Here is a 19,865-nt window from a genome sequence, read left to right as displayed (position 1 = left end):
ATGAACACACTGCACAGCACCACGACCAGCGCAGTCATCACGCGTCTGCACGATGTCGGCCGGGCCGTCGAGAAGTCCGGTGCCGTGGGCGGGCGGGGGTGCGCTCGCGGCACCGGGCGTCATCGCATTCCTTACATGGTCGCGATCGACGCGATGACGCAGCGCGACGGGGGACACGGGGGAACCGACGGGGGCGACGGTGCTTCCGCCGCGGGACCGGCGTACAGGGAGGGCACGGGGGAACGGCGCACCGCGTCGCAGGCGGAGGAAACGGGGGACGCCGCCGCGGCGTTCACCGCCTACGTCCAGGAGCGCCGCGCTTCCCTGTACGCCACCGCTTACCACCTGACCGGCGACCGCTTCGAGGCCGAGGACCTGCTGCAGAGCGCGCTGTTCTCGACCTACCGGGCATGGGACCGGATCAGTGACAAGGCGGCGCTGGGCGGTTACCTGCGCCGCACGATGACCAACCTGCACATCAGCGCGTGGCGCCGCCGCAAGCTGAACGAGTACCCGACCGAGGAGCTGCCGGAGACGGCCGGTGACACGGACGCGATGCGCGGCACGGAGCTGCGCGCGGTGCTGTGGCAGGCGCTGGCCCGACTGCCCGAGACGCAGCGCACGATGCTGGTGCTGCGCTACTACGAGGGCCGTACGGACCCGGAGATCGCGGACATTCTCAACATCAGTGTCGGCACGGTGAAGTCCAGCATCTGGCGCTCCCTGCGCCGGCTGCGCGAGGACGACGTCCTCAGCTTCGGCCGTGACGAGCAGGAGTCCTTCGGCGAGCTGGTGGCCTGAGGGCGGGGAAGACGGGGGGACACGGGGGAGCGAGAAGAGGGGGGACGGGGGCCCGAGGGGGAAGCACGGGGGACACGGGGGGATGAGGAGCGGGTTCGGCCGGCCGGGGGGTACGGCGCGAATCCGCTCCTTCGCCGTTCGGGCCGCATGCCGCGGACCCGAACGGTATTCAGGTGTTCAGACGCTCACGGTCGCAGACGCGGGGTCCGCGGGGGTCGCGGAATGCGTGGGGGTCGCGGCGGCGTGGCCTGCTCCGGCGGCCGCGTCCCGGGCCGCCGCGATCCGGGCCAGCGCCTCCGGCTTCGCGCACGGGTGGGCGCCCAGCGCGGTGTGCCGGGCGACGATCGCGCGCTCGGCGCGCAGCAGGCGCAGTCCGCGGCGCAGCAGGACCGGCACCGGCTTGCGGGCTTCGCGCAGGTCACGGACGAGCCGCCGCCGGAAGGTCGTGGTGGGGCGGCCGCGCAGGCACAGCGCGTCGGCGAGCAGACCCGCCGTACGGCAGCGCTCGACGATGTCCGCCGCGAAGACGCCCTCCGCGAGGAACAGTGGCGCGTCGCCCCGCTCCAGAACCGTCTCACCGACCCGTGCGCTGGCGGCGATGTCGTACACCGGCACGGCCGTACGTCCCGTACGGCACAGTTCCTCGATCGCGGCCACGGCGGCACCGGCGTCCCACGACAGCGGCGAGTCCCAGTCGGTGCCGCCGCCGTCGGCCAGCGACGGCAGCGTCGGGTCCGTGCCCTCCTTGTAGAAGTCGTCGAGGTTGAGCACGGGCAGGCCACTGCGGGCGGCGAGGGACGACTTGCCGGAGCCGGAGGGGCCGGTCAGCAGGACGACCCGGGCGGCGGGCGGCCGGGCGGCGGTGTGGGAGCTCACGGGAAGCCATTGTCGCGCATTGGGCCGTGCGGGTTACCCGGAGCGCGGTCGCTGGAACGGCCCGGCACCGCTCAACTACGCTTCGCAATCGTTCGATTACGCAATTATGTCTCCGGCGACGCACAGGCAGGTGGCACATGGCCTCACATGCACGACCCCGGCACCGGCGCCGCGTACCGCGCGGTCCGACGCGCGTGGGTCTGGCGCTCACGGTGGCCGGTGCGGCGCTCGCGGCGGCCGGTGCGGCACCGGCGGGCGCGGCGCCCGGCCACGACAGCGACCTGGACGTCCAGGCGGCCGGCAAGGCGTTGGGGGGCGCGTTGCAGCACTCCCTCGCGGGCGGAGTCGGGCCGGTCAAGAGCCTCAAACTGGACCCGCTGGCGGGCACCACCGCCGACCCGCTGACCAACAAGATCGGCACCCAGGTCGCCGACTTCAAGCCGCTGACCACCGGCATCGTGACGGATCCGATCGCCCGTGGAGGCGCGTTGGAGGATCTGCCGCTGACCGGCGCGGCCGTGGGGCTGCTGCCCGGCTGAGGCCGCCGGTCACGGGGTGGGACGCGGACCGCCCGCCCTCATGGACGGATGAGGGCGGGCGGCGGCGTACTTCCGCGGGCGCGGACGCGCGCGGAGGCAGTGGCTCGCGGGCACGGACGCGCGCGGGCCGGGGGAGTCAGACTCCCATCGGGTGCCAGACGGTCTTCGTCTCCAGGAAGGCCAGCATCCGTTCCGTACCGGGGTCGGCGGCCCAGTCGGCGGCGCCGTCCACAGCCTGTGGACGCAGCACGCGCTTGAGGTTGTCGGCCGCGGCCGTCTCCAGCGCCTTGACCAGCTCCGCGTCGCCCGCGGCGCCCGCCAGGTCGATCGCGTTGACGTCCTGGTGCGCGGCCAGCGGCCCGCCCAGCTCGTTGACGCGGCCGGACAGCACGTTGACCACGCCGCCCGGCAGGTCGGAGGTGGCCAGCACCTCGCCCAAGGACAGCGCGGGCAGCGGCGACTTCTCGCTCGTGACGACCACGACGGTGTTGCCCGTGACGATCGCCGGGGCGATCACCGACACCAGGCCGAGGAACGACGACTCCTGCGGCGCCAGTACGGCCACCACACCGGTCGGCTCCGGCGAGGACAGGTTGAAGTACGGTCCGGCGACCGGGTTCGCCGAACCCGCGATCTGGGCGACCTTGTCGGACCAGCCCGCGTACCAGACCCAGCGGTCGATCGCCGCGTCCACCTGCGCCGCGGCCTTGGCCTTCGACAGGCCCTCGGCGTCGGCGACCTCCGCGGCGAACTGCTCGCGGCGGCCCTCCAGCATCTCCGCGACGCGGTAGAGGATCTGACCGCGGTTGTACGCGGTCGCACCGGACCAGCCGCCGAACGCCTTACGGGCCGCGACCACCGCGTCCCGGGCGTCCTTACGGGAGGACAGCGGGGCGTTGGCGAGCCACTTGCCCTTTGCGTCGGTCACCTCGTACACCCGCCCGCTCTCGGACCGGGGGAACTTGCCCCCGACGTACAGCTTGTAGGTCTTGAGAACGCTCAAGCGATCAGACATCGAGGTACGCCTCCAGACCGTGCCGGCCGCCCTCGCGGCCGAAGCCCGACTCCTTGTAGCCGCCGAACGGCGAGGCCGGGTCGAACTTGTTGAACGTGTTGGACCAGACGATGCCCGCCCGGAGCTTGCTCGCCATCCACAGGATGCGCGAGCCCTTCTCCGTCCAGACGCCCGCCGACAGCCCGTACGGGGTGTTGTTGGCCTTGGCGACGGCCTCCTCCGGCGTACGGAAGGTGAGCACCGACAGCACCGGCCCGAAGATCTCCTCCTGGGCGATGCGGTGGGCCTGGGTGACGCCGGTGAACAGCGTCGGCGCGAACCAGTAGCCCGTGTCGGGCAGTTCGCAGGCCGGGGCCCAGCGCTCGGCGCCCTCGGACTCGCCCGCGTCGGCCAGCTCCGTGATACGGGCCAGTTGCTCGGCGGAGTTGATGGCGCCGATGTCGGTGTTCTTGTCCAGCGGGTCGCCGACGCGCAGCGTGCTCATCCGGCGCTTGAGCGCCGCCAGCAGCTCGTCCTGCACGGACTCCTGCACCAGCAGGCGCGAGCCCGCGCAGCAGACGTGGCCCTGGTTGAAGAAGATGCCGTTGACGATGCCCTCGACGGCCTGGTCGATCGGCGCGTCGTCGAAGACGATGTTCGCGGCCTTGCCGCCCAGCTCCAGGGTGAGCTTCTTGTCCGTACCGGCGACGGTACGGGCGATGGCCTTGCCGACCTCGGTCGAGCCGGTGAAGGCGACCTTGTTCACGTCCGGGTGCGCGACCAGCTCGGCGCCGGTCGAACCGTCACCGGTCAGGATGTTGACGACACCCTTCGGCAGGCCCGCCTGACGGCAGATGTCCGCGAAGAACAGCGCGGACAGCGGCGTGGTCTCGGCGGGCTTGAGGACCACGGTGTTGCCGCAGGCCAGCGCCGGGGCGATCTTCCACGCCAGCATCAGCAGCGGGAAGTTCCACGGGATGACCTGGCCGGCCACGCCCAGCGGCTTCGGGTCGGCGCCGTAGCCCGCGTGGCCCAGCTTGTCGGCCCAGCCCGCGTAGTAGAAGAAGTGCGCGGCGACCAGCGGCAGGTCCGAGTCGCGGGACTCGCGGATCGGCTTGCCGTTGTCCAGCGACTCCAGCACGGCCAGCTCGCGGGAGCGCTCCTGGATGATCCGCGCGATGCGGAAGAGGTACTTGGCGCGCTCGGCGCCGGGCAGCGCCGACCACTTCTCGAACGCCTTACGGGCGGCCTTGACGGCGCGCTCCACGTCCTCGGAGCCGGCCTGCGCGACCTCGGAGAGGACCTCCTCGTTCGCGGGCGAGACGGTCTTGAAGACCTTGCCGCCGGCCGCCTCGGTGAACTCGCCGTCGATGAACAGGCCGTAGGACGGCGCGATGTCAACGACGGCGCGCGACTCGGGCGCCGGTGCGTATGCGAATACTGAGCTCATCGGTTCAGTCCACCGTGACGTAGTCGGGGCCGGAGTAGCGGCCGGTGCCGAGCTTCTGCCGCTGCATCAGCAGGTCGTTGAGCAGGCTGGAGGCGCCGAAGCGGAACCAGTCCGCGGTCAGCCACTCCTCGCCCAGCGTCTCGTTGACCATGACCAGGTACTTCATCGCGTCCTTGGTCGTACGGATGCCGCCGGCCGGCTTCACGCCGACCTGCACGCCGGTCGTGGCGTGGAAGTCGCGGACGGCCTCCAGCATCAGCAGGGTCACCGGCGGGGTGGCGTTGACCGCGACCTTGCCGGTCGACGTCTTGATGAAGTCCGCGCCCGCGAGCATCGCGAGCCAGGAGACCCGGCGCACGTTGTCGTACGTCTGGAGCTCGCCGGTCTCGAAGATGACCTTCAGGTGGGCGTACGAACCGTCCTCGCGGCGGCACGCCTCCTTGACCTGCTTGATCTCCTCGAAGACGGACAGGTACCGGCCGGACAGGAACGCGCCCCGGTCGATCACCATGTCGATCTCGTCGGCGCCGGCCGCGACCGCGTCACGGGTGTCGGCCAGCTTGACGGGCAGCGCGGCCCGTCCCGCCGGGAAGGCGGTGGCGACGGAGGCGACGTGGATGCCGGAGCCGGTCAGGGCCTCCTTGGCGGTCGCCACCATGTCGGGGTAGACGCAGATCGCGGCGACCTTGGGGGTGCCGCGGTCGGTGGGATCGGGGTTGATCCCCTTGGCGCACAGGGCCCGGACCTTGCCCGGGGTGTCCGCTCCTTCGAGCGTCGTCAGGTCGATCATCGAGATGGCGAGATCGATGGCGTACGCCTTCGCCGTGGTCTTGATCGAGCGGGTGCCGAGGGTCGCGGCGCGGGCCTGGAGGCCGACCGCGTCGACGCCCGGGAGGCCGTGCAGGAAGCGGCGCAGCGCACCGTCGGAAGCGGTCACGTCCGCCATCGACGCCAGACGCCCCGCGGCTTCCTTGCCGTATGCGGGAACAGTGGTGGGCATGGTCACGAGGGGAGCATATCTACGCGCGTAGCTGCATGTCACCCCCCGCGGACGGATACGGGCGCGGCGGCCGTCCGGCCGGGTGCGCCGGCGCCGTTCGCGGCGGGGCACGGGGGGCGTGCGGCCGTTTCGCGCGAGCGCTCCGTAACAACGTGCGCAGGGGCCCCGTAACGGCTGTGCGCAGGCGTTCTGTAACAGGCGCGCGGGGGAGTGATGCGCTTCTGTGCGGCGACCGTTACACAACAGCGGACGGGTCGTCACGGCAGTCCCCTACCTTCAGTAGTGCCGCACCGCACCGCAGCACTTTCCGGCCTTCCGCACGAAGGGCGGCGGATGTGGTCACGTCGCCGAACGACCGACCATCCCCCGGGGGTCCGCATGACCGCACAGTCCGCCCGCCGCACACTGCGTGCCGCCGTCGCGTCCGCCGCCCTGGGGGCCGCCGTCCTCGGCTCCGCCTCCGGCGCCTTCGCCGCCACCCCCGCAACGACCACCACGCCCGTCACAGTGGCCACTGCCGCGCAGTCCGCCGCCGACCCCACCGCCCGCTACGAGGGCAAGCCGGTCGCCATCGGCAACGGCATGGTGGCCGTGTTGCGCAACGTGCCCGCCGCGGGCGGACCGGAGGCGTGGATCCGTTACGTCGGTCCGCAGTGGAAGCCGGGCGACTGGTACCTGGTCCGGGTGCTCGGCCTGCTCGACCGCGAGCACCCGAGCGCACACCTCAAGGGCCTGTCCCTGCGGCTGACCGGCCTCTCGGGCACGTCGCCGAAGCTGCACGTCAGCGGCGGCCCCGGCGGCGCGAGGAGCTTCGCGTTGCCGCAGTCCGCCGCGCCCGCGGCGGGCGGCAAGTCGGCCGGTGGCGACACGGCCGGCAGACACCAGGCGGGCCAGGCCACCGCACACCCGCAGGGCCGGCCCACCGCGCACCGGACCGACAGCGGCACGGCCTCCGGCAGCCGCAAGAGCTGCACCGTCACCCGCCGCGTGGCCATCGGCGGCGGCACCCTCGCCGTACTGAAGCGTGGTCCGCAGGGGCCCTCGGCGACGTTCGAGGACGGTCCGGGCAACGCCGTACCGGGCGCCCGCCTCGACCGTGCGCACCCGACCCTGGCCCGCTTCGGCGCGAAGATCGTCGACCCGTACGGCGCCCGCCCCAAGCTCCGCTTCAAGATGCAGGGCGGAAACTACCCGCCCGGCACCGCCAACTTCCCCGCCCTGCCCCAGGGCTGCGCCCCGGCCGCGAAGCCCGCCAAGAGCGGCGCGCCCGGCGCCAAGCCCGCGGGCAGCAAGAGCCCGGGCGCGGTCGGCGCCCAGGCCACGCCGACCGGCAGCCAGACCAAGGTGCTGCCCAAGGGCGCCGTGGCCGCCGGTTACGAGAACCTGGAGCAGCCGGACACCACCCCGCTGTTCGCCGCGGGCGGCCTGTTCGCCGCGGCCGGTGCGGCGGGCGTCGTCTTCGCGGTGCGCCGACGCCGTCAGTCCGAGGGAACGGGGTGCTGAGCCGGGGCCCTGACCGGCGCCTGCCGGGCCGTCTGCTGACGGCGGCCAGTCTGCTCCTCCTCGTGGCGGGCGGCGTACTGATCGCCCGGGGTGTCCTGGGCAGCGGCGCCTCCGGGGCGGCGCCGCCCGTGCACGTCGCGAACGTCGGCGCCCCCGCCGCGGCCCCGCGCGCGCCGGCCCCGGCCGCCCTGCCCGCCTCCCGGCCGGTACGCGTCCGCATACCGGCCGCCGGTGTGAACACCGGTCCGGTCCTCGGCCTGGGACTCACCGCCGACGGCACGGCGCAGGTGCCGTCCGTGGCGCAGGCCGACCGGATCGGCTGGTACGACCAGGGCGTCACCCCCGGTGAGACCGGGCCCGCCGTCCTCATAGGCCACTACGACACCGTCGACGGCCCCGCCGTCCTGCGGAACGTCGGCCGCATCGGGCCCGGCGACAAGATCTACGTCGACCGGGCGGACGGGCGCACCGCGGTCTTCGCCGTCCGGGCGCTCCAGCAGGTCGACAAGAAGGCGTTCCCCACCCAGCGGGTCTACGGCGACACCGACCGGCCCGAGCTGCGCCTGGTGACCTGCGGCGGCGATCTGGTGGACGGCCACCGGCCGGACAACATCGTGGTCTACGCCGATCTGGTGGCGGACTGAGACGGCGGACCGAGGGGGCGGGCACCGGGCGCGGGCGCCGGGCGTGGCCGCCGGGCGCGGGCGCCCCGCGTACGAATGATGCCGTACCGCAATGTCCGGGTTCCGGACGCTCAGGCAGAATCGCAGGCATGACGAGCCCGGAACAGTCCTCCACGCCGCAGGAGCAGTACGCGGACCGCAGCTACCGCTCGCCCGCGGCCCTCGTCGGCGGAGTGCTGCTGCTCGCGCTGGCCGCCTGGCTGGGCGGTGACGCGCTGGTGCGCGGCACGGCGCACACCAAGCTCACGGCGGTGGCCGGGCTGCTGTTCGCGGTGCCGCTGGTGGTCGCCTTCACGCTGCGCCCGCTGGTGCGGGCCGGTGCGGACCGGCTGCTGGTGCGCAACCCGTTCCGTACGATCACGCTGCCCTGGGCGGCGGTCGCCGACCTGCGGGCGTCGTTCTCCAGCGAGGTCTTCACCGCGGACGGTACGAAGTACCAGCTCTGGTCGATTCCGGTGTCGCTGCGGCAGCGCAAGAGGGCGAACCGGCAGGCGCAGCGCGCCGCCGCGGGGCGCCCGGCGCGCGGCCGTGGTGACGCGCACCTCGGCTCCGGCGCGGAGTCCGGTGTGCCGCGGGCCACTGCCGACCGGTCGCTCGACGAACTGCGGGAACTCCAGGAGCGGGGCGCCGCGCGGAAGGGCGCGCAGGGCGCTCCGGTGGTGAAGTGGGCGTACGAGATCCTGGCGCCGTGCGTGGTGGGCGCGGTGGCGCTGGTGGTCCTCGTCACCGTCTAGACGCGGTGCCGGGAGCGTCGCGTGCGGCGCCGCGGTGTGGCGTGCGGTGCCGGTCGTACGGCGGGCACCGGGCGGCGGGTAGGAGACCGCGGTGGGCAAGCTGATCTACTCGGCCATCACGTCGCTCGACGGGCACGCGGCGGACGCGCAGGGTGCGTTCACCTGGGCCGCCCCGGACGAGGAGGCGCACGGTTTCGTCAACGAGCTGATGCGCTCGTGCGGCACCTGCCTCTTCGGCCGCCGGATGTACGAGACGATGGCCGTCTGGGAGGCCGTGGACGCCCATGACGAGTCGTCACCGGCGGTCCGGGACTTCGCGGAGCTGTGGCGCGGCGCTGACAAGATCGTCTACTCCACGACGCCGGAGTCGGTGACGACCGCCAGGACCCGTCTGGAACGTGGATTCGACCCGGCGGCGGTCCCACACCCCAAGGCGCCGGCCCGACGGGACCTGGCCGTGGGCGGCCCCGGGCTGGCCGCGCAGACGATCCGGGCGGGCCTGGTCGACGAGTACCACCTTTTCCTCACCCCGGTCCTGGTGGGCGGCGGCACCCCGTACTTCCCCGCCGGCGTCCGGCTGGACCTCGAACCGCTCGAAGAACGCCGCTTCCGCAACGGCATGGTCCACCTCCGCCACCGCCCCGCCCCCTGAGCGGTTCGGGAGCGCGCGGGCAGTTGTGCGGGCGGGTCACGGTGGGCCGCCGTACACCAGGGACATGTACGCCCCGAAGTACGCCGAGCCCAGCGCGGCACCCGCCAGGGCCAGCACGGCGACGCGGCGGTGTGCCCGGGCGATCGCCAGGGCCAGGGGGAGCAGCAGCGGGAAACCGGGCAGCAGGAAGCGGGCCCGGGGGAAGAAGACGCCGCCGCTGCCCAGGACGATCAGCAGCAGGGCGGCGCTGAAGACCAGCAGCGGCAGGGGCTGCCGGTCGCCCACGCACAGGATGAACAGCGCCACCGACACGATCAGCACCAGCGCCACCACGACCAGGAAGAGCTGTGGGTGCGACGGGTACATCAAGAGGTCGCGCAGCGTACGCAGCGTCTCCCTGCCGCCGTCCCACTGGTTCTCCCACTGCCGCTGGACCGCGAAATAGCCGTCGGCGCGGCCCAGCCGCAGGCCCACCCACCCGACGTACGCGAGCCAGCCGAGCGGCGCCAGCAGCGCGCCGAGGACGATCCGGCGCACCCGGTCGCGGTCCGCGGCGAGGGGCGCGGGTTCCGGGCCGGGCGCCGGGGCGGGCTCCGGCGCCCGGCCCGGAACGGACTCCGGCGCGGGCTCCGGCGCGGGCGGCGCGCCGGAGTCCGCGGGCTCCGGAACGAGGGCGACGCGGCGCAGGCGCCACAGGGCGACGACGGCGCTGACACAGACCGCCGCGACCAGCGCGAGACCGGTGGGGCGGGTGAGGCCGGCGAGCAGGCAGAGCACACCGGCCGCGACCCAGCGGTCGGCCAGCACGGCGTACAGGGACCACGCCACCAGCGCCGTGAACAGCGACTCCGTATAGCCCATCCACTGCACGAGGGCGACCGGCGTGGCACCCCACAGCACGGCCAGCACGGTGCCGACCCGCGCCCCGTGGAGCCGGTCGCCCACCGCGAAGATCCCCCAGGCGGCCAGCAGCGCACAGCCGACCGCGACGACCACCCCGACCGAGGCACGCGAGCCCGGTGTCACTCCCGCGACGGCCTTCACCACCACCGGGTACAGCGGGAAGAACGCGAGGTTGCTCTCGTTGAAGCCGTCCGCGTCGAACGCGTACGCGTAGCCGTGGTCCGCGATCCCCAGGTACCAGCGGGAATCCCACCGGTCGGCCAGCAGCGGCCACAGACCGCGGTGCTGGAGATGCGCCCACTTCATCAGCACGAGGGTGCCCAGCAGCCGTACGGCGGTGTAGCCGAGCAGCGCGGGCCCGGCGCGGCGCAGCAGGTCCCCGGCCACCCGCGCGGCGGGACCGCGGGAAGCGGGGCCCGCGACCGGTGCGGAGACGGCGGCCGGGCCGGGCGCGGTCGAAGGGGACGCGGTCGGACCGGGCGCGGTCGGGGGCACTGCGGCAACTCCTGGGTGGGCCGGGCAGGTTGTCGGACCAGACCAGGGTGTCCCGAGGTGCCGGACGCCGGACGGGCGCGTTGCGGCAGGTGCAGTACGGCTGCCACCCGTACGGGGGAAACGGATCGGGCCCCGGAACGCCGTGGTCCCGGGGCCCGTCCTACGTGACAGCCGTGTGCGCGGTCAGGTCAGATGCCGGCCGCCGCCGACAGGTCCGCCTTGATCGCACCGAGCACCGCGTCGGCCTTGGCGCGCGCCGCGCCCAGCCCCTGGGCGTCGGCCACCGGCACCACGACCTCCAGGTAGCACTTCAGCTTGGGCTCGGTACCGCTGGGCCGGACCACCACCCGGCCTGCCTCCACGCCGTCCTGCTCCGAGCCCGCGAGGTAGTAGCGCAGGCCGTCGGTGGGCGGCAGGGTGTCCGTCCCCCGGGAGAGGTCGTCGGAGGACGACACGGCCAGGCCCGCCAGTGCGGCCGGCGGCTGCTCGCGCAGCCGCCGCATGGCGTCGGCGATCAGCGACAGATCCTCGACGCGGACCGAAAGCTGGTCGGTGGCGTGCAGGCCGAACTGCAACGCCAGGTCGTCCAGCAGGTCCGTCAGCGTGCGGCCGGACTGCTTCAGTTCGGCCGCCAGCTCGGTGATCAGCAGGGCGGCGGTGATGCCGTCCTTGTCCCGTACGCCCTCGGGGTCGACGCAGTAGCCCAGCGCCTCCTCGTACGCGTACCGCAGGCCGTCCACCCGGGCCAGCCACTTGAAGCCGGTCAGCGTCTCCTCGTACGGCAGCGAGGCCGCGGCGGCGATCCGCGACATCAGCGAGGACGACACGATCGTGGTGGCGAAGGTGCCGGTCGCCTGCTTGCCGACCAGGTGCGCGGCCAGCAGCGCGCCCACCTCGTCACCCCTCAGCATCCGCCAGCCGTCCTTGGTACCGGGGTCCGGCACGGCGACGGCGCAGCGGTCCGCGTCCGGGTCGTTGGCGATGACGATGTCCGGGCCGACGGAGCGCGCGGTCGCGAAGGACAGGTCCATCGCGCCCGGTTCCTCCGGGTTGGGGAAGGCCACGGTCGGGAAGTCCGGGTCCGGCTCGGCCTGCTCGGCGACCACGGTCGGCGCCGGGAAGCCGGCCCGCGCGAAGGCGGCGACCAGCACGTCCCGGCCGACGCCGTGCATCGGCGTGTAGACCACGCGGGTGTCGCGCGGCGAGCCCGGCGTGAGCACCGCGTCCGTACGCTCCAGGTACGCCTGGAGCACGTCCTCGCCCAGCACCTCCCAGCCCTGCTCCGGCCGCGGCACGTCGTCCAGCGACCGCACCGCCGCGATCCGCTCCGCGATCAGCCCGTCGGCGGGCGGCACGATCTGCGAGCCGTCCCCCAGGTACACCTTGTAGCCGTTGTCGCGTGGCGGGTTGTGGCTGGCGGTGACCTCGACGCCCGCGACGGCGCCCAGGTGCCGTATGGCGAAGGCCAGCACGGGGGTGGGCAGCGGGCGCGGCAGGACCGCGGCGCGCAGTCCGGCACCCACCATCACGGCCGCGGTGTCCCGCGCGAAGTCCGCGCTCTTGTAGCGGGCGTCGTACCCGACGACGACCAGGCCCCCGGCCCGGCCCTGGTCCTTGAGGTACGCGGCCAGCCCGGCCGCCGCGCGGATGACGACGGCGCGGTTCATCCGCATCGGGCCCGCGCCCAGCTCACCGCGGAGCCCGGCGGTGCCGAACTGCAAGGTGCCCGCGAACCGGGCGGACAGCTCGTCCAGGTCCTCGGCGTCGATCAGCTTGCCCAGCTCTTCGCGGGTTTCGAGGTCGGGGTCCTCGGCCAGCCATGCCTTCGCCCGGCTGATCAGCTCCGCGGGATCGGTTGCCACGTGATGCTCCTGCCTCTGGTTGCGGTGGTGGGGGAAGCGCTCGGCGCGTTAACGCTTACCCACTCCGCGCGATGGTTCGACCGGCGGGCGCGCGGACACCGGCCGCGCGCCGCGCCACCGGGACACCCCGGCTTCATGTCTGCGGAGCGCCGGCGGGCGCCCCTGACGCCGTACGGAGCACCCGCGCAGGTACCCCGAACGCCGTACGGGGCGCCCGAGAACGCCCCGTACCGCTGCTCTGCCGCGCGCGGCTCAGAGCTTGCCGAGCACCTGCGCGAGCAGGCTGCCCATGCGGGTCGCGGAGTCGCGCCCGGCCTGCAGGACCTCTTCGTGGTTGAGCGGCTCACCGGTCATGCCCGCGGCGAGGTTCGTCACCAGCGACAGCCCGAGCACCTCGGCGCCGGCCTCGCGGGCGGCGATGGCCTCCAGGACGGTGGACATGCCGACCAGGTCCGCGCCCAGGGTGCGGAGCATCTTGATCTCGGCCGGGGTCTCGTAGTGCGGGCCGGGGAGCTGGGCGTACACGCCCTCCTCCAGCGTCGCGTCGACCTCCTTGCACAGCGCGCGCAGCCGCTGCGAGTACAGGTCCGTCAGGTCGACGAAGCGCGCGCCGACGATCGGGGAGGTGGCGGTCATGTTCAGGTGGTCGCTGATGAGGACCGGCTGGCCGGGGCGCATGCCGTCGCGCAGACCGCCGCACCCGTTGGTGAGCACCACGGTCTTGCAGCCCGCGGCGACGGCGGTCCGCACACCGTGCACGACGGGGGCCACACCGCGGCCCTCGTAGTAGTGCGTACGGCCCAGGAAGACCAGGGCCCGCTTGTCACCGATCTTGTACGAGCGGAACTTGCCGCCGTGGCCCTCGACGGCCGGCGCCGGGAAGCCGGGCAGCTCGGTGACCGGGAATTCGTGCTCGGGCGCGCCCAGCTCCTCGGCGGCCGGGGCCCAGCCGGAGCCCATCACCAGGGCGACGTCGTGGGTCTCGGCGCCGGTCAGCTCGCGCAGGCGGGCGGCGGCGTCGGCAGCGGCGCCCTGCGGGTCGCGCGCGATGTCCGGGGTAACAGATGCGTTCACGCGGACGAGGGTAGCCGGTAAATGCCTACGCGCGTAGATGTCCTCGCCGACGGCATCCCGCCGATCTGTTCGTAGCTCTCTACGAATGCGTGGGCGTTACACCGGCAGGCACGGGCCGCACCGGTCCCGCCGCCCGGTTCGCGGGCCGCGTCGACGGGGGCCGGACGGTGTCCGGGGCGCCGCCCGCTCCGGCCGTCCTCCCCTCAGCAGGGACGCTTCCGCAGCTCCATCACATAGTCGTGCGGCGCCCCGGCCGACTCCGCCGCGTCGGCGATCTCGCCGAGGTAACGGGCCGCGGGCAGACCGCCCTCGTAGCCGTTGAGGACGTACAGCCAGGCGGCCTCGTCGCCGTCGAGGGTGTGGACCCGTACGCGCATACGGCGGTAGATGTCCATGCCCACGCCCTCCCAGCGGTCCATGGACTCCTCGTCCATCGGGGCGATGTCGTAGAGGGCGACGAAGACCTGCGAGCGGGGGGCCTCGACGATCGTCGGGAGCGCTCCCTCCCAGCCCATCTGCTCCCCGCCGAACGTGAGCCGCCAGCCGTTGAGCCAGCCGGTGCCGCGCAGCGGCGAGTGCGGAGCGCGGCGGGTCATCAGCCGCGCGTCGAGGTTGCCGGCGTACGCGGCGTAGAGCGACATGGTTCCGAGGGTACGGGAGGTCCAGGGGTGCGCTCGTGGTACGTGAGGTTCGAACGGCGGCCCCCGGGGGGTAACCCGGCGCGGGCGTACGGGACAATGGAGGACGTGACTCGGATCGTGATCATCGGTGGCGGACCCGGCGGATACGAGGCGGCCCTGGTGGGCGCCTCTCTCGGCGCGGAGGTGACCGTCGTCGACTGCGACGGCCTGGGCGGGGCGTCGGTGCTGACCGACTGCGTCCCGTCCAAGACCCTCATCGCGACGGCCGAGGTGATGACCACCTTCGACTCGTCGTACGACGAGCTGGGCATCATCGTCGCGGACGACACGCCGCCGATCGACCGTCCCGCGCGCGTCGTCGGGGTGGACCTCGGCAAGGTCAACCGCCGGGTGAAGCGCCTCGCGCTCGCCCAGTCGCACGACATCACGGCCTCCGTCACCCGCGCGGGTGGCCGGGTGATGCGCGGCCGCGGCCGTCTGGAGCCGGGGCAGTCGCCGGACGGTTCGCGCACGGTCACGGTCACCGCCGCGGACGGTACGGAGGAGACGCTGACCGCCGACGCGGTCCTCGTCTCGACCGGCGCGCACCCGCGCGAGATCCCGGACGCGCAGCCCGACGGCGAGCGCATCCTGAACTGGACGCAGGTCTACGACCTGGACGAGCTGCCGGAAGAGCTGATCGTGGTCGGCTCCGGCGTCACCGGCGCCGAGTTCGCGGGCGCCTATCAGGCGCTCGGCTCCCGCGTCACCCTCGTCTCCTCCCGCGACCGGGTGCTCCCCGGCGAGGACCCGGACGCCGCCGCCGTCCTGGAGGACGTCTTCCGCCGCCGCGGCATGAACGTCATGGCGCGCTCGCGTGCCGCCTCCGCCAAGAGGGTGGGCGACCGCGTCGAGGTCACCCTGTCGGACGGCCGTACGATCACCGGCTCGCACTGCCTGATGGCGGTGGGCTCCATCCCGAACACCGCGGGCATAGGGCTCGAAGAGGCCGGCGTACGGCTGAAGGAGTCCGGCCACATCTGGACGGACAAGGTCTCGCGCACCTCGGCCCCCGGCGTCTACGCGGCGGGCGACTGCACCGGCGTGTTCGCGCTGGCCTCGGTCGCCGCGATGCAGGGCCGGATCGCGATGTACCACTTCCTGGGTGACGCGGTGACGCCGCTCAACCTCAAGACCGTCTCCGCGAACGTCTTCACCGACCCGGAGATCGCCACCGTCGGTTACAGCCAGGCGGACGTGGACGCGGGCCGGATAGACGCCCGGGTCGTCAAGCTGCCGCTGCTGCGTAACCCGCGCGCGAAGATGCAGGGCATCCGGGACGGTTTCGTGAAGCTGTTCTGCCGCCCCGGCACGGGCATCGTGGTGGGCGGTGTGGTCGTCTCGCCGCGCGCCAGTGAGCTGATCCACCCGATCTCGATCGCGGTGGACAACAACCTCACGGTGGAGCAGATCGCCAGCGCGTTCACGGTCTACCCGTCGCTGTCCGGGTCGATCGCCGAGGTGGCGCGGCAACTGCACACGCGCAAGATGTCCAGCGAATAGACCGCGGCCAGCCGGATGAACGGTCCGCCCGGCGGGCGGTGCGGCACCCCTTGGGACGGGGTGCGCCCGCCCGCGCGGCGGGCCGTTCCGCGTACCGCTTCCGGTGCCGTCCTGCCGCGGAAGGCAGGCGGCGGGGGCCGGTTCGTGGCAGTCTGGTGTCCCTGAGTGACCGGCCAGCGGCATATACCACGTGCGAGGGTCGGTAACGAACAACTTCCGTTAATTGGTGCAACCTGCTGAAAGCAGACGGTCGTTGGCGTTACTGTCAGTTTCGTGTTCGCTGCAGAACGTCGCCAACTGATCCTCGAAATGGTGCGCGCGAACGGAGCGGTGTCGCTCCGTGAGCTCGCCCGCGTCGTCCAGACCTCCGAAGTAACCGTACGGCGGGACGTGCGGGCGCTGGAGGCAGAAGGACTGCTCGACCGCCGGCACGGCGGTGCGGTCTTGCCGGGCGGTTTCGCCCGGGAGTCCGGCTTCCCACAGAAATCCCATCTAGCGACCGCGGAGAAGACGGCCATCGCCGATCTCGCCGCCGGCTTCGTCGAAGAAGGCGAGGCCATCGTGGTCGGCGCCGGGACCACCACGCAGGAGCTGGCCCGCCGGCTCGCTCGGGTGCCCGGTCTGACCGTGGTCACCAACTCCCTCCTGGTCGCCCAGGCGTTGGCCCACGCCAACCGTGTCGAGGTCGTGATGACCGGCGGCACCCTGCGCGGGTCGAACTACGCGCTGGTCGGCAGCGGGGCCGAACAGTCGCTCCAGGGGCTGCGGGTCTCCCGCGCCTTCCTCTCGGGCAGCGGCCTGACCGCCGAGCGCGGCCTGTCCACGTCCAACATGCTCTCCGCGAGCGTGGACCGGGCGCTGGTGCAGGCGGCGGCGGAGGTCGTGGTCCTCGCCGACCACACCAAGCTCGGTACGGACACCATGTTCCAGACGGTGCCCACCGACGTGATCACCCGGCTGGTGACCGACGAGCCGCCGGGCCACGACGACCGGGCCGCGACCGAGCTGCAGGCCCTGGCCGACCAGGGTGTGCAGATCGCGGTGGCCGGCGGCCCCGGTGCGGGCGCCGCCCAGCAGGCACCGGAGGCGGTGGCGGCCGACCGCCGCGGCCCACGCCGGGACGTGCCGCTGCCCGGCCAACGGCGCAATCTGGCTCCGGGCGGCGGTGGTTCCGGGCCCCAGCTGCGTACGGCCGCTCCCCTCACGGAGCCGCCGGGCAGCCGGGTCGCCGACCTGGCGCCGCGCCGTCGCTGAGCGGGTGCCGGCGCGCGTACGGCCGCGTCGGCACCGCACGGTGAACGGCCGGGCGGACGGCGCCACCCGGCCCCGTACGGCGCACGGCAGCGCCCGGCCCCGTACGGCGCACGGCAACGCCCGGCCCCGCTCACCCCTGCTCGGCGCGCAGCCCCGTCAGCGTCAGGGTGAGCAGCCGGTCGGCCAGCCGGGGGTCGTCCGGTGACTCCTCCGCGGCCAGGGCGATGCCGTTGGTCAACTGCATCAGATCACCGATGCTCACATCGGACCGTACGGCACCGGCCTGCTGCGCGCGGCTGAGCAGTTCGCCGCCCGCCTCGCGCATCGGGACACTGCACCGGGACAGCCCCGAACTGGCGTCGCCGGGCGCGGCCATCAGCGCCCGCGACAGCCCGCGGTAGGTGCTGGCGTGCGTGATGATCGCCCGCAGCCACTCCACCAGCGCCGCGCACGGCTGCGGCGCGTCGCTCAGCTCCCGCGCGTGCGCCAGCAGCGCGTCCACCTCGCCTTGGAACACGGCGCCCATCAGGGCCGTCCGGTTGGGGAAGTGCCGGTAGAGCGTGCCGATCCCCACGCCCGCACGCCGTGCGATGTCCTCCAGCGAGGTGTCGGTGCCGTGGTCCGTGAAGGCCGTGCGGGCCACCGCCAGCAGCCGCTCGTAGTTGCGGCGCGCGTCGGCACGCATGGGTCGTACGGATTCCTGCCCTGCCGTCTCGGTCACCATCGCCGTCCTCGCCGTCCTCCCTGAGCGCGGCCCTCCAGCGGACCGGTGCCCCCAGGATGCCACTGCCCCCGGGCCGCCAGCCTTCGGACCGGGACGGCGCCCCGCTCCGCGCGGGCGCCGCCCGGAGCGCGGGGTGGACGGCAGGCGGCCCGCGGATGACGGGGAGGGAAGGCGGCGCGGGCGCCTCGGCGAACAAGTGGCCAAGGTGGCAACGGAGCACGTCCGAGGGGCATCAAACCTGGCGCAATGGGGTCTGCAGAGACCGTCCGAACGCGTGCGGGAACACCTGGGGAAGCAATGGAACTGACCAGCCGATCGCTGCTGTACACCATGATCGCGGTCGCCGTGGTGTGCGTGGGAGTCACGCTCTGGCAGTGGCCGCGCTTCGCCAGGCGCGGCCCGCTGGCCTGGCTGGGCCGTATCGGTTCCATCCTCGCCACGCAGCTCTCCATCGTCGCCGCGCTCGGCCTCGTGGTGAACGCCAACTTCCAGTTCTACGGTTCCTGGCACGAACTGCTCGGCCTGTACGACGACGCCCCGGGCGCGGTCGCCAAGTGGGGCGACGGGGGAGCGGGCCCGGCCGGCGACCCGTCGAAGGGGCTGGTGCAGCCCGCCGGCACGGAGGACCTGGAGAAGGTGCACGGCCTGCCCAAAGGACCGCCCGACAAGGTGGGCCGGGTGGAGTCCGTACGGATCGTCGGCAAGCGCACCAAGGCCGTCGACCCCGCGTACGTCTACCTGCCGCCGCAGTACTTCCAGAAGCAGTACGAGCGCCAGCGCTTCCCCGTCATCGTCGCCATCAGCGGCTACCCCGGCGGTCACTTCCTGCTGGGCCAGCACCTGCGGGTGCCGCAGACCGCCGGCGGCCTGATCGGCAAGGGGAAGATGCAGCCCACCGTCATCGTCATGCTGCGGCCCACCATCGCGCCGCCCCGCGACACCCAGTGCGTGGACGTGCCGGACGGCCCGCAGGCGGAGACGTTCTTCGCGAGCGACCTGCCCACCGCGCTGAAGGAGCACTACCGGGTCGGGCACGCCGCCAGCGGCTGGGGGCTGCTCGGCTACTCGTCCGGCGGTAGCTGCGCCCTCCAGCTCACCATGCGGCACCCCCGCACGTACACCTCGGCGGCGGCCCTCTCGCCCGATTACAAAGTCACCAGCGACCCCACCACCGGCAACCTCTTCGGAGACGGCAAGGAGCGCGCCGAGCGCAAGCGGGAGCACGACCTGATGTGGCGGCTGGCGCACCTGCCCGCACCGCGGGTCTCGGTGCTGATCGGCACCAGCCGGGAGGGCGAGAAGAACTACCCGGCGGCGAAGGAGTTCCTGAACGCGGTCAAGCCGCCGATGAAGGCCGAGTCGATCATCCTCGACCAGGGCAGCCACAACTTCGCCACCTGGCGGCGCGAACTGCCCGCCGCGCTCCAGTGGATGAGCCGGCAGCTGACGTTCCCGGAGGACGTGGTCAACAGCTCCTGACACCGGGCCCGGGACGGTACGGAGGCCCCGCGCCCTCCTGCCGGTCGTCCGCCGCGCTCCAGCGGGCCAGCAGGTCCCGCAACGGGCCGGCCAGGGCGGGGGACGCGCGCAGCAGGCGGCGCAGCCGCGCCCGCCACCCGGCCTCCACGTCGTCGGCCGCCGCGGGGTCGCCCTCCAGCCGGGCGGTCAGGAACTCCTCGCGGGAGTCCTCCAGTTCGTCGGTGAGCGCCTCGCGGTCGACGCCGCCGGGGCTGAACCGGGCGAGCAGACCGGTCAGTTCGTCGCGTGAGCGGTGCCACCGGTCCGTCCGCGACCGGGCGAACAGCTCCTGGGCGGTGGTCGTCGCCAGGGCCGCGAGGTGCGCATCCATGCGTTCCATGAAAAGCGCGGGGGCCCGTGGCACTCAAGTGCCACGGGCCCCCGCGCGGGCGGACCGGACGGCCGTACCGGCCGTCCCGTACCGGCTGTCAGTCCTTGATCTCGCAGATCACCGCGCCGGACGAGAGCGAGGCGCCGACCTCGGCGGTCAGGCCCTTGATCGTGCCGGAGCGGTGCGCGTTCAGCGGCTGTTCCATCTTCATCGCTTCGAGGACGACGACGAGGTCGCCTTCGGCGACCTGCTGGCCTTCCTCGACGGCGACCTTGACGATGGTGCCCTG

General features: G+C 73.2%; 20 protein-coding genes. 9 read left to right on the top strand and 11 right to left on the bottom strand.

Annotation, left to right across the window (positions count from 1 at the left end):
- Complete coding sequence (locus tag ACZ4QV_RS36775; RefSeq protein WP_361156437.1) at positions 1-801, top strand: SigE family RNA polymerase sigma factor; 801 nt, start codon at positions 1-3, stop codon at positions 799-801.
- Positions 802-978: 177 nt separating this feature from the next.
- On the opposite strand, the gene ACZ4QV_RS36770 is transcribed toward ACZ4QV_RS36775, so the two are convergent.
- Complete coding sequence (locus ACZ4QV_RS36770; RefSeq protein ID WP_361582944.1) at positions 979-1,677, bottom strand: uridine kinase family protein; 699 nt, start codon at positions 1,675-1,677, stop codon at positions 979-981.
- Between the two features lie 194 nt (positions 1,678-1,871).
- Between ACZ4QV_RS36770 and ACZ4QV_RS36765 the strand changes: the two genes are divergently transcribed.
- Positions 1,872-2,216: a hypothetical protein gene (locus ACZ4QV_RS36765; RefSeq protein WP_467764044.1), complete on the top strand. Its 345-nt coding sequence runs from the start codon at positions 1,872-1,874 to the stop codon at positions 2,214-2,216.
- A 136-nt stretch (positions 2,217-2,352) separates the two neighbouring features.
- On the opposite strand, the gene ACZ4QV_RS36760 is transcribed toward ACZ4QV_RS36765, so the two are convergent.
- Genes ACZ4QV_RS36760 through deoC form a run of 3 tightly spaced genes read right to left on the bottom strand, consistent with a single transcriptional unit; the run spans position 2,353 to position 5,660 of the window.
- The gene (locus ACZ4QV_RS36760) at positions 2,353-3,231 is read right to left on the bottom strand and encodes an aldehyde dehydrogenase family protein (protein ID WP_361156430.1); all 879 of its coding nucleotides are present in this window, start codon (positions 3,229-3,231) and stop codon (positions 2,353-2,355) included.
- Positions 3,224-4,660, bottom strand: coding sequence for an aldehyde dehydrogenase family protein (locus ACZ4QV_RS36755; protein WP_361619550.1), 1,437 nt, complete (start codon positions 4,658-4,660; stop codon positions 3,224-3,226). Before ACZ4QV_RS36755 ends, ACZ4QV_RS36760 begins: the two co-directional genes overlap by 8 nt.
- Before the next feature lie 4 nt (positions 4,661-4,664).
- The gene (gene deoC / locus ACZ4QV_RS36750) at positions 4,665-5,660 is read right to left on the bottom strand and encodes a deoxyribose-phosphate aldolase (RefSeq protein ID WP_361156790.1); all 996 of its coding nucleotides are present in this window, start codon (positions 5,658-5,660) and stop codon (positions 4,665-4,667) included.
- Between the two features lie 378 nt (positions 5,661-6,038).
- Here deoC and ACZ4QV_RS36745 point away from each other — a divergent pair, with 378 nt between their 5' ends.
- The 4 genes from ACZ4QV_RS36745 (at position 6,039) to ACZ4QV_RS36730 (ending at position 9,232) form a co-directional block, all read left to right on the top strand.
- Positions 6,039-7,163 (top strand): hypothetical protein, encoded by a 1,125-nt coding sequence (locus tag ACZ4QV_RS36745; protein ID WP_361156425.1) that lies wholly within the window; start codon positions 6,039-6,041, stop codon positions 7,161-7,163.
- Positions 7,160-7,807, top strand: coding sequence for a class F sortase (locus ACZ4QV_RS36740; RefSeq protein ID WP_361619555.1), 648 nt, complete (start codon positions 7,160-7,162; stop codon positions 7,805-7,807). Before ACZ4QV_RS36745 ends, ACZ4QV_RS36740 begins: the two co-directional genes overlap by 4 nt.
- A 128-nt stretch (positions 7,808-7,935) precedes the next feature.
- A complete protein-coding gene (locus tag ACZ4QV_RS36735; protein ID WP_361156419.1) occupies positions 7,936-8,580 on the top strand; it encodes a PH domain-containing protein in 645 nt (214 codons plus the stop codon).
- Between the two features lie 91 nt (positions 8,581-8,671).
- Positions 8,672-9,232: a dihydrofolate reductase family protein gene (locus ACZ4QV_RS36730; RefSeq protein ID WP_361156417.1), complete on the top strand. Its 561-nt coding sequence runs from the start codon at positions 8,672-8,674 to the stop codon at positions 9,230-9,232.
- Positions 9,233-9,268: 36 nt separating this feature from the next.
- On the opposite strand, the gene ACZ4QV_RS36725 is transcribed toward ACZ4QV_RS36730, so the two are convergent.
- The 4 genes from ACZ4QV_RS36725 to ACZ4QV_RS36710 all read right to left on the bottom strand — a co-directional run bounded on the left by ACZ4QV_RS36725 (position 9,269) and on the right by ACZ4QV_RS36710 (position 14,207).
- Positions 9,269-10,630 carry a hypothetical protein gene (locus tag ACZ4QV_RS36725; RefSeq protein WP_467764043.1) on the bottom strand — a complete coding sequence of 454 codons (1,362 nt, stop codon included), beginning with the start codon at positions 10,628-10,630 and terminating at the stop codon, positions 9,269-9,271.
- Between the two features lie 188 nt (positions 10,631-10,818).
- Positions 10,819-12,492: a phospho-sugar mutase gene (locus tag ACZ4QV_RS36720; protein ID WP_467764042.1), complete on the bottom strand. Its 1,674-nt coding sequence runs from the start codon at positions 12,490-12,492 to the stop codon at positions 10,819-10,821.
- Between the two features lie 252 nt (positions 12,493-12,744).
- The gene (locus tag ACZ4QV_RS36715; RefSeq protein WP_361156409.1) at positions 12,745-13,566 is read right to left on the bottom strand and encodes a purine-nucleoside phosphorylase; all 822 of its coding nucleotides are present in this window, start codon (positions 13,564-13,566) and stop codon (positions 12,745-12,747) included.
- A gap of 203 nt (positions 13,567-13,769) precedes the next feature.
- Positions 13,770-14,207, bottom strand: coding sequence for a gamma-glutamylcyclotransferase family protein (locus ACZ4QV_RS36710; RefSeq protein ID WP_030017478.1), 438 nt, complete (start codon positions 14,205-14,207; stop codon positions 13,770-13,772).
- A gap of 96 nt (positions 14,208-14,303) precedes the next feature.
- On the opposite strand from ACZ4QV_RS36710, the gene ACZ4QV_RS36705 reads away from it, so the two are divergent.
- Both ACZ4QV_RS36705 and ACZ4QV_RS36700 read left to right on the top strand, forming a co-directional pair.
- Positions 14,304-15,749 carry an NAD(P)H-quinone dehydrogenase gene (locus ACZ4QV_RS36705; RefSeq protein WP_361156406.1) on the top strand — a complete coding sequence of 482 codons (1,446 nt, stop codon included), beginning with the start codon at positions 14,304-14,306 and terminating at the stop codon, positions 15,747-15,749.
- A gap of 273 nt (positions 15,750-16,022) precedes the next feature.
- The gene (locus ACZ4QV_RS36700; RefSeq protein WP_361156404.1) at positions 16,023-17,003 is read left to right on the top strand and encodes a DeoR/GlpR family DNA-binding transcription regulator; all 981 of its coding nucleotides are present in this window, start codon (positions 16,023-16,025) and stop codon (positions 17,001-17,003) included.
- 130 nt (positions 17,004-17,133) lie between these two features.
- Here ACZ4QV_RS36700 and ACZ4QV_RS36695 read toward each other — a convergent pair whose 3' ends face one another.
- Entirely contained in the window at positions 17,134-17,688 is a 555-nt protein-coding gene (locus ACZ4QV_RS36695) for a TetR/AcrR family transcriptional regulator (protein ID WP_174857163.1), read from the bottom strand.
- A gap of 336 nt (positions 17,689-18,024) precedes the next feature.
- Between ACZ4QV_RS36695 and ACZ4QV_RS36690 the strand changes: the two genes are divergently transcribed.
- Positions 18,025-19,206, top strand: coding sequence for an alpha/beta hydrolase (locus ACZ4QV_RS36690; protein ID WP_361582963.1), 1,182 nt, complete (start codon positions 18,025-18,027; stop codon positions 19,204-19,206).
- Here the strand turns inward: ACZ4QV_RS36690 and ACZ4QV_RS36685 are convergent.
- Both ACZ4QV_RS36685 and ACZ4QV_RS36680 read right to left on the bottom strand, forming a co-directional pair.
- The gene (locus ACZ4QV_RS36685) at positions 19,193-19,576 is read right to left on the bottom strand and encodes a hypothetical protein (RefSeq protein WP_361618236.1); all 384 of its coding nucleotides are present in this window, start codon (positions 19,574-19,576) and stop codon (positions 19,193-19,195) included. The two genes, ACZ4QV_RS36690 and ACZ4QV_RS36685, sit on opposite strands and share 14 nt — an antisense overlap.
- Before the next feature lie 97 nt (positions 19,577-19,673).
- A partial coding sequence (locus ACZ4QV_RS36680) for an acyl-CoA carboxylase biotin carboxyl carrier protein subunit (protein ID WP_467764041.1) occupies positions 19,674-19,865 on the bottom strand: 192 nt, incomplete at its 5' end.

The sequence above is a fragment of the Streptomyces sp. NPDC026394 genome (assembly GCF_055567735.1).
Note: the sequence above shows the minus strand (reverse complement) of the source record. Positions and strands in the feature narration are given on the sequence as shown.